This is a genomic window from Amycolatopsis sp. 3B14, from assembly GCF_050958625.1.
Lineage (GTDB): Bacteria > Actinomycetota > Actinomycetes > Mycobacteriales > Pseudonocardiaceae > Amycolatopsis_E > Amycolatopsis_E thermoflava.
The window spans coordinates 64461-71601 of record NZ_JBHZEN010000070.1 but is presented as its reverse complement, the minus strand read 5'-3'; the positions used below and the strand labels follow the sequence as shown (position 1 = coordinate 71601).

6 protein-coding genes and 1 pseudogene are annotated in these 7141 nt (G+C 73.1%); 5 read left to right on the top strand and 2 right to left on the bottom strand.

Annotation, left to right across the window (positions count from 1 at the left end):
• Window positions 1-427 (top strand): annotated as a pseudogene (locus ACCP09_RS34370) (lipoyl synthase); the annotation flags it as partial.
• Between the two features lie 161 nt (window positions 428-588).
• Window positions 589-1575: an L-threonylcarbamoyladenylate synthase gene (locus ACCP09_RS34365; protein ID WP_433752962.1), complete on the top strand. Its 987-nt coding sequence runs from the start codon at window positions 589-591 to the stop codon at window positions 1573-1575.
• A 7-nt stretch (window positions 1576-1582) separates the two neighbouring features.
• Here the strand turns inward: ACCP09_RS34365 and ACCP09_RS34360 are convergent, their stop codons facing one another.
• Window positions 1583-2164 (bottom strand): dihydrofolate reductase family protein, encoded by a 582-nt coding sequence (locus ACCP09_RS34360; protein WP_433752960.1) that lies wholly within the window; start codon window positions 2162-2164, stop codon window positions 1583-1585.
• A 68-nt stretch (window positions 2165-2232) separates the two neighbouring features.
• The gene (locus ACCP09_RS34355) at window positions 2233-3054 is read right to left on the bottom strand and encodes a helix-turn-helix domain-containing protein (protein ID WP_378363520.1); all 822 of its coding nucleotides are present in this window, start codon (window positions 3052-3054) and stop codon (window positions 2233-2235) included.
• Window positions 3055-3161: 107 nt separating this feature from the next.
• On the opposite strand from ACCP09_RS34355, the gene ACCP09_RS34350 reads away from it, so the two are divergent.
• From ACCP09_RS34350 to ACCP09_RS34340, 3 genes are all read left to right on the top strand, one after another.
• A complete protein-coding gene (locus tag ACCP09_RS34350; RefSeq protein WP_433752958.1) occupies window positions 3162-4106 on the top strand; it encodes a LysR family transcriptional regulator in 945 nt (314 codons plus the stop codon).
• An 81-nt stretch (window positions 4107-4187) separates the two neighbouring features.
• Window positions 4188-5477 carry an FAD-dependent oxidoreductase gene (locus tag ACCP09_RS34345; RefSeq protein WP_433752956.1) on the top strand — a complete coding sequence of 430 codons (1290 nt, stop codon included), beginning with the start codon at window positions 4188-4190 and terminating at the stop codon, window positions 5475-5477.
• 14 nt (window positions 5478-5491) lie between these two features.
• The gene (locus ACCP09_RS34340) at window positions 5492-7138 is read left to right on the top strand and encodes a dihydroxy-acid dehydratase (protein ID WP_433752954.1); all 1647 of its coding nucleotides are present in this window, start codon (window positions 5492-5494) and stop codon (window positions 7136-7138) included.
• Window positions 7139-7141 lie beyond the last annotated feature (3 nt).

Genomic DNA, 7141 nt, shown 5'->3' with positions numbered 1-7141 from the left:
CCCCGGCTTCCGCTACGCCCGGTCGCTGGAGGTCATCACCCGCGCCCGCGAGGCCGGGCTGGTCACCAAGTCGAACCTGATCCTCGGCATGGGGGAAACCCCCGAGGAGGTCGAGCCCGCGATGCGCGACCTGGTCGAGGCCGGCTGCGAGATCCTGACCATCACCCAGTACCTGCGCCCGTCGGTGCGGCACCACCCGGTGGACCGCTGGGTCAAGCCGGAGGAGTTCGTCGAGCACGCCAAGGTCGCCGAGTCCCTCGGGTTCGCCGGGGTGATGGCCGGGCCGCTGGTCCGCTCCTCCTACCGCGCCGGCCGCCTCTACGCCCAGACCAAGCGCCACCGCGGCGAGGAACTGCCCGCCAACCTGGCGCACCTGGCCGAAGCCGGACCCGCCGCCCAGGAAGCCAGCAGCCTCCTGACCCGCTGAAAGTCCTATCGCCGGCCGGACCGCTGGGTTGTCGGGCGCACACTGCCAGGATCGGAGGCTGCCTTCCGACTGCGCCGCCGTCGAGCAGCACGCGCGCACCATCGGCCGGGGAACCGTCAGGAGGGGCCGGGGCCGCGAGGGGTGAGCGGGCCGGTGGGAGGATGGCGCCCGTGACGGCGAGTACCTACGACATCGACAAGGCGGCCGGACTGCTGCGCGCCGGGCGGTTGGTGGCCCTTCCCACCGAGACGGTCTACGGCCTGGGCGCCAACGCCGAGGACGCGGCCGCCGTGACGCGGGTGTTCCAGGCGAAGGGGCGCCCGCCGTCGCATCCGCTCATCGTGCACATCGGCGGTGCGGAGCTGCTGGGGGAGTGGGTCGAGGAGGTACCCGCGACGGCGCGGCTGCTGGCCGAGCACTTCTGGCCGGGGCCGCTGACGCTGGTGCTCCGGCGCGCGCCCCGGGTTCCGCTGGAAGCGACCGGCGGGCTGGAGACCGTCGCCGTGCGGGTGCCCGGCCATCCCGTCGCGCTCGCGCTGCTCGCGGCGTTCGGCGGCGGGGTCGTGGCCCCCTCCGCCAACCGGTTCGGCTCCGTCAGTCCCACGACAGCCGAGCACGTGCGGGCCGAACTCGGCGACGTCGTCGACTTCGTGCTGGACGGCGGCCCGTGTGACGTCGGTGTGGAGTCGACCATCGTCGACGTCACGGGCGACACCCCGAGCGTCCTGCGGCCCGGTGGGGTGACGCGCGAGGACCTCGAAGCGGTGCTGGGGCGGCCCGTCGCGGTCCCGTCGACTAGCCACGTCCGGGTGCCGGGCCAGCACCCCTCGCACTACGCGCCGCGGGCGCGGGTCGTGCTGGTCGAGCCGGAGAAGGTCGTCGTCGAAGCGGAGCTGGCGCAGGAGCAGGGGCACAAGGTGGGTGTCCTGCTGCCTCCTTCGTCCGGCGACGGTCCCGCGGCGGTGCACGCGGTGGTGCCGGTCCCCGGCTTGATGGCCGACTACGCGCGCAGCCTCTACGGGTTCCTGCGCGAATTCGACCAGCGGGGCTGCGACCTCGTCGTGGCGTCCCTGCCGCCCGAGGAGGGGCTCGGACTCGCGATCGCCAACCGGCTGCGCCGCGCCGCCGGGCCCCGCGACGCGGAATGACGCGCGGTCAGCGGCGCACCGGGTAGCGCAGGTGCAGTACCCGGTTGCCCTGGATGACCACCTCCGGGTCCTCCAGCAGGTGCTGCGCGTCGACCGACCCGAAGTAGCGCTTGCCGGACCCGAACACCACGGGGACGACGTCCATGCGCACCTCGTCGACCAGACCCGCGGCGAGCACCTGGCCGCCGACGTCACCGGCGGCGACCTCGACCAGCCGGTCGCCCGCGAGCTCCTGTGCCTTGGCCACGGCCGCCTCGACGCCGTCGACGAAGTGGAACGGCGCCCGGGGGTCCCAGCCCTCGGGCGGCGGCCGGTGCGTCACGACGACCACGTGGTCGATCCCGCCCGGGGGCTTGCCGTCCCAGCCGTCAGTGAGGTCGAAGACGTGGCGGCCGGCGATGGTCACCCCGATCTGGTCCCAGTACGCCCGCGTGTAGTCGTAGGACGTCTGCGACACCTTCAGCGCCCCGCTGTCGTCCAACGGGACGTCTCCGCTGGTCAGCCAGTCGAACAGCGGCCCTGGCTGGTCGTTGTCGTCCGCGATGAAGCCGTCCACCGACACCGAGCTGTACATGACCACCTTGCCCACGGGACTCTCCTCCTCTGCTTGGGTGCCCCGGAAACTAGCGGGTCGTCAGCCGCGGCTCTTGTAAGAAATCAATCGGCGGGCAGCGGCCAGCCCTCCAGCGCGTGGCCGGGGTGTTCGCGCAGGAACCGCCGCCGGACTTCGAGGTACCGGGTCGGCGTGAGCCCGGTGAACTCCCGCAGTTCGTGGCCGAAGTGGGCCTGGTCGAAGTAGCCCGCGGCGGCGGCGAGGCCGCCCCAGTCGACCGGTCCGGCGGGGTCGATCGCGAACACGGTGGCGAGGAGGCGGTGGGTGCGGGCCAGCCGCTTCGGCGTGACGCCGACGAGCTGCTTGAACCGGTGCGCCAGATGGGTGCTGCTGACACCGGCCGCCACGGTCAGGTCGCCGATCGCCACCGCCCCGCCTGCCGCCGCGATGACACTGCTCGTGTGGCGGACCAGCCCCAGGCCGGTGGTCTCGCGCAGCCGTCGCCTCAGCTCGTCCTCGAGCAGCGTCAGCATCTCCTGCGGTCCGTCCGCGGTGGCCAGCCGGTCCTGCAGCTCGGCGACGGCGGGCCGGCCCCACACCTGCTCCACCGTCACCGGCCGGTCGCACAGCTCGGCCGCGGGCATCGGCAGGAACGGCGCCAGCCCCCACGGCTTGAAGTGCACGCCGACGGACGAGGTCCGGGGTGGATAGCCGAACTCCAGCGCGCGGGTGGACATGGTGACCACGCAGCCGTCGGCGTATGAGGCCGTCTCGATGTCGGTGCCGGCGCGGATGCGGAACGGCGCCCCGAGGTTGACGATGAGCAGCGCCGACGGCGCCGGCGGCAGTGTCAGCCGGGCGTACGGCGGCGCGCCCGCCAGGTAGTAGAGGTCGTCGATCAGCCCGTCCAGCGGTGGCCGCGGCACTCGGGACACGTACTCCACGTCCACAGCATCGCGAACGCGCGCCGCGTTGGTACAGCCGCGCTCCGCCGGAGCTTGCCGGGGCAAACAGTCCGATTTATAGTCCCGCGGTGGCAAGGGCCTCCGCCGTCCATCTGGTCAACCTGGACCTCAACCTGCTCGTGGTGCTGCGCGAGCTCCTGCGTGAACGCAACGTCACCCGCGCGGCGGCGCGCCTCGGCGTGACGCAGCCCGCGGTGAGCGCGTCGCTGGCCCGGCTGCGCCGCCACTTCGACGACGACCTGCTGGTGCGCAGCGGCAACGGCTACGTGCTGTCCCCGCTGGCCGCGCAGCTGACCGACCAGGTCGAGGCGATCTGCGGCGCCACCGAACGGCTCTTCGGCACCGGCCACGACTTCGACCCGGGCGTCTCCGGCCGCGAGTTCACGGTGTTCATGGCCGACTACACGATCGAGGTGCTGGGCACCCGGCTGTCCGCGCTCCTGGCCGAGCAGGCGCCCGGTGTGCAGCTGCACGTCCGGCTGGTCCGCGAGGCGTTCGCCAGGGACATCGGGGGCACGATCCGCCTGATCGACGGCCTGGTCGCGCCCCCGGCCAGCCGGTTCGACCTGCCCGACGTGCGGTCGGTGGAGCTGTTCACCGAGCGGTGGGTGTGCGTCGTCGACGCCGCGAACCCGCACGTGACCGGCGACGAGCTGAGCCTGGCGCAGCTGGCGGAGATGACCTGGGTGGCGCCGTTCCAGCCCGACCGCGGGTTCGCCCCGGCCGCGCCGATGAGCCGCCAGCTGGTGTTGTTCGGCATCCAGCCGCGCATCCGCGTGCGGGTGGAGAGCTACCAGGCGGTCCCGCACTTCGTGGCGGGCACCGACCGGGTGGCGCTGCTGCAGGAACGGCTCGCCCAGCGCGTCGCGCCCCGGCTCGGTCTGCGGGTCCTGCCGTGCCCCGGCGATCCGGAACCGATCGTGGAGCGGTTCTGGTGGCACACCGACTACGACGGCGACCCCGCGCACCGCTGGTTCCGCGAGGTCCTGGTGTCGCTGGCCGCCGGCATCTGAACCACCATCAGCGCTGTTTATGCCCGCGCAGCACGATCTTCTATTTCCGGCCGCCCGGCGCACCCGCTTAGCGTGTGATCCATGCCGCACCCCCTCACCGAGCTCAAGGTCCACACGGTCCGCAAGCCCCCCGGGCCCGCCACGCACCACGTCACCGCCGACGTCTGCGTGGTCGGCGCCGGGATCGCCGGCCTGTCCGCCGCCGTCGAATCCGCCCGCCTGGGGCGCTCGGTGGTCCTCGTCGACGCGCTGCCGGTGCTCGGCGGCCAGATGGTCAACTCGCTGATCGGCCTGTTCTGCGGGGTGTTCGGCAACGCGCCCGGCTACCGCCAGCTGACCCACGGGATCTTCGACGACATCTTCCGCGACCTGGAGGCCACGGGCGACCTGTTCTACAACCGTCGGCACACGATCACCGTCGGCTACGACGAGGTCGCGCTGGGCCGGTGGGTGGAGAACACGGTGCGCGAGCACGGCATCCAGGTGATCACCGGCGCCTCGATCACCGGGGTGGTCCGTAACGGGGAACGGATCGAGTCGGTCACCTTCGCGACCCGGTACGGCTCCGTCGAGGTCGACGCGGTCGGCTTCGTCGACGCCAGCGGTGACGCCTCCCTGGTGTGGGAGGCGGGACTGCCGTGCCGGCTGCCGGAGCGCGAGATCTACGGCTCCCAGCAGCTGGTCGTCGAGCACGTGGACGAGGACGGCACGCCGGACCCGGACGTGCTGGCCGAGCGGGTCGGCGCCAAGGCCGCGGAGTACGGCCTGCGCCGCCACGACGGGCTCGCGTTCTACTTCCCCGGCCGGGGCACCGCCGTGCTCAACATGACCCACATCGAGGCGCCGCTGGACCCGATCGCCGCCGCGCGCGCCCAGCTCGACGGCAAGGCGCAGGCCGACCGGGTCGTGGCGTTCCTGCGCACCGAGTTCCCGGAAGCGTTCGGCCGGGCCCGGGTGCGGGCCTACGGGTTCCCCGGGCGGCGTCAGACCCGCTGGGCGCAGGGCGCCCACCAGCTGACGCTGGACGAGGTGCGGTCCGGGAAACGCTTTCCGGACGCGGTCGCGCGCACCGCGTGGCCGGTCGAGCTGCACGACAGCCCGGAGGGCTACGTGTGGGAGACGTTCGGGCCGGACCACGTGCACTACGTGCCGCTGCGCGCGATGACGCCGCCGGAGGCGCACAACGTCCTGGTCGCCGGCCGCTGCGTCGACGGCGACGCGGCCGCCCTGTCGAGCATCCGGGTGATGGGCCCGTGCGGGGCGATGGGCATGGCGGCCGCGCACGCGCTGGACCTCGCGGGCAAGGACAGCGTGCACGACATCGACCACGGCGATCTCGCCGCCCGGTTGTCCGCCAACCTCGACGGCTGAGGAGGACAGAACCCTTGGTACGCAGCGACTTCCCGCCCGGCACCGTGCGCTGGGCGACCCGGCGCGCCCAGTGGCGTGCGCTCGGCCTCACCGACGACGACCTCCGCAAGCCCAAGATCGCGGTGGTCAACTCCTCGTCGGACCTGGCCATCTGTTTCAGCCACCTGGACGAGATCGCCGCGCGGATCAAGAAGGGCATCGCCGCGGCGGGCGGTCTCGCCTTCGAGGTGCGCACGACCGCGCCGAGCGACTTCATCCACTCCGCGGGCCACGGCGGCGGCTACATCCTGTCCGCCCGGGATCTCATCGTCAACGACATCGAGGTCGCCGTCGAGGGCGCCCAGCTGGACGGCATGATCTGCCTGGCCAGCTGCGACAAGACCGCTCCGGCGCAGCTGATGGCCGCCGGGCGGCTGGACATCCCCACGCTGCTCGTCGCGTGCGGCTACCAGCCCAGCGGGTGCTTCCGCGGCGGGCACTGCGACATCGAGGAGGTGTTCCTGCACGCCTGCGGCTCGTCCACAGTGGACGAGCTGACCGAGATGAGCGACGTCGCCGTCGGCGGGCCCGGGGTGTGCCCGGGCATGGGCACCGCGAACTCGATGCACATCGTCGCCGAGGCTCTCGGCATGGCGCTGCCTGGGACCACCCCGGTGGCGGCGAATTCGCCCGCGATGTGGGCCGCCGCCGACGACGCCGCCGCCCGGATCGTCGAGATGGTCGGTGAGGACCTGCGCCCGCGTGCCGTCCTCACCGAAGCGGCCTTCCACAACGCGGTCCGGGTGGCCTTGGCGGTCGGCGCGTCGATCAACACCGTCAAGCACCTCCAGGCCGTCGCGGCCGAGTCCGAAGTGGACGTCGACGTCCTCGGCCTGTACGCCGAGCTCGGCCCTGCCACACCGGTCCTGTCCGCCGTCCGGCCGAACGGCCCGCACACGATCGAGCAGTTCGAAGCCGCGGGCGGCGCGGCAGCGGTGATGCGCGCGCTCGGCGACCTGATCGACCCGTTGCCGGTGACCGCGACCGGCGCCACCGTGGGCGAGAACCTGGCCCCGGTCACCGTGGCCGATCCGGAGGTCATCCGTCCTCGCGACCGGCCGTTCACCGAGCAGCCGCTGATCGTGGTCCTGCGTGGCTCCCTCGCCCCTTCCGGCGGCATCGTCAAGCTCGCCGTCGGCGACGAGCGGCCGGCCGCCTTCACTGGCCCCGCCCGCTGCTTCGAGTCGCAGGAGGACGCCGTGGCCGCGCTCGCCGATGGGCGGATCGCGCCCGGCGATGTCGTGATCGTCCGCGGGCTGGGCCCGCGTGGCCGCCCCGGCATGGGCATGGCCTCGCAGATCGTGTTCGCGCTCGACCGCGCCGGGCTCACCGGCCGGGTCGCGGTCGTCACCGACGGCCAGCTCTCCGGCCTGGTCAACCGCGGCATCGTGGTCGGCGAGGTGCGCCCCGAGGCCGCCGACGGCGGGCCGCTCGCGTTCGCCCGCGACGGCGACACCGTCCACATCGACCTCCCCGGCCGGGTCTGCGACCTGCGGGTCGGCCCGGCCGAACTCGCCACCCGAAACCCCCAGCCGGCCCGGGACCACGAGGAGACCGGCTGGCTGTCCGTCTACCGCCGGACCGTGCGTCCCCTCGACGACGGCGCCGTGCTCCGTCCCTGACCT